At 65.6% G+C, this 2,031-nt stretch carries 1 protein-coding gene and 1 pseudogene; both read left to right on the top strand.

The window, feature by feature from the left end; all coding sequences use genetic code 11:
• Positions 1-184, top strand: a pseudogene (locus ACWEBX_RS39565) (hypothetical protein); the annotation flags it as partial.
• A 22-nt stretch (positions 185-206) separates the two neighbouring features.
• Positions 207-1,760, top strand: a complete 1,554-nt coding sequence (locus ACWEBX_RS39560) for a hypothetical protein (protein WP_451889540.1) — start codon at positions 207-209, stop codon at positions 1,758-1,760.
• Positions 1,761-2,031 lie beyond the last annotated feature (271 nt).

The raw sequence follows: 2,031 nt of genomic DNA, 5'->3' as shown, positions 1-2,031 counted from the left end.
CGGCTACCCGGCGGGCGTCGCCATCGCCGTGCTGGACGGCGGAGGCGGGGTGTTCGAGGAGTGCGAGGTCGTGGCCGCCGGCGCTCGCGTTCGGCATGACGATGACCGACCCGGTAAGGACAGGCGTCCCGGCCTTTCCCTCCGTGAGCCAGGTAGTTGCCGAGCTCCCTGCAGGTGCGCGCACGTTTGCACCTGATGCCCCCGCCGTGCTTCTGCAGTATTTCGACGGCTACCTCACGCACGGCTTCGAGGACACGTACAACGCGGCAGGCGTCTACCTGGCCAAGGCGCAAGGCAGCGCCCGGTCCGCTCTGGAGTTTGCAGCGGACCGCAGCGGTGGCATTGCTACGCCCGGACTGATCCTGGATGGCCTGTCTCGCAAGTTTGGGCCGGTTTCCGGCGACCTTGCCCAGGTAGCCCGTGAACGCTTCGACGTAAGCCGGATGCTGGCTGACCTGGATGTCAATCTGCTGGGTGGAGTCAGACTCTCCGACGTGGTCAAGGACCTGGCCGGTGACGTGCCCAACCCGAAGCAGGCCATCAAGACGGTGACTCGCGAGTTCGACCGCCTGGAAGGATCAGTCCGCAAACTGGAGCGAGTCGAATCCCGGCTCTCCTGGAGTCCCCAACTCAAGTCCGGCCCCGGAAGCCTCAACATGTTCGTCCCGGGCCCTCGAGGCCGGCTGGACATTGAGTCGGTCTCCGTCACCCGGCTCCTACCGCCGCTGAGTGCGGACTACACCGTCCGCGGGCGGCTGAGCGACGTTTCCATCAACGTCTGGGGCGACAGCGGTGCAAGACACTTCGTCACAGTGACTATCAAGTCCCTGCAGTTCACGGCAGCCAAGGGACGCGCCACCGACGTCGACTGCGAGCTGGGTCAGGTCTCCTTCCACGGACCCTTGAAGTATCTGGAGGAGATCGCCAAACTCTGCAGGCTCTCTGTTCCCGGTGTGACACCGCCAGCCCGATCTCTGCGAGGTCGGGCGGCAGCTGCCGCACCGGCCGAATCTGGCGGGTCGCCACTGGATGTCCGTGTGGTGGGGGAGCAGGTCCAGGCTGAGTTGTCGATGGCTCTGCCGTCCCTTGCCTTTGGTGTTTTCTCCCTCGGTACGCTCAACCTGTTCGCAGGCCTGTATCTGCCCTTCGACGGATCGCCCGTGCGGCTGAAGTTCGCCGTCAACGCCCGGGAAACTCCGTTCTCCCTCACCATTTCATTCCTCGGCGGTGGCGGCTTCTTCGCCCTGGAAGCCGGAGCCGACGGGGTGGAAAGCCTGGAAACGGCACTTGAAGTGGGTGCGGGCACGTCCTTCGACGTCGCAGGGGCGGTCTCGGGCCACGTCGAAGCGAAGATAGGCATCTACTTCGGCGTGCAGACCGTACCCTCCGGTACCTCGACGGCACAGCAGGTCGAGCTTTCCGCCTACGTCCGCTTCAGCGGCCGGGTGCGTGTCCTGGGAATGGTCTCTGCCTCCCTGGACTGCTACCTCGCGCTCACGTACTACTCCGGCCCCGACCGCCTGGTTGGCGAGGCACGCGTAACTATCTCGATCGACCTGTGCCTGTTCGAGACCTCTGTGAGCTTCGCCGTGCGCCGCGAATTGGCCGGCGGCAGCAATGCGGCAGCCCGAGCACAAGCGGGAAGGAAACTCAGCGGCAAGGCAGCAGCCGCCAGCGCTCCCACGCAGAGCTTCTCAGACGCCTACACCCAGCAGCACTGGAATTCCTACTGCACCGCCTTCGCCCCCGTGGGAGCCTGATCATGCCCCGACAGAACATCATGTGGACCGTCCTGCCGCGAGGCGGTGGAGCCGGCAAGCTTCGCTTCACCGTGCACGTCGCACCGCGACTGATCACCGACGCAGGCAACGGACGGCTGAGCGACTTCCCGGATCTGGTGGACTGGCCCGCCACACTCGCAGGTGCAGAATTCAAGTTCACTCCGACCGGGTGCGCCACAGCACTTCGGCGAGGTTGCCGCAGCCGCGCAGCAGCCGCCCCTGGCCTAGCGGAACGGGGGCCCGCATGGAG

The sequence above is a fragment of the Streptomyces sp. NPDC005070 genome (assembly GCF_053600395.1).
This window is presented reverse-complemented; position numbering and strand designations above follow the sequence as displayed.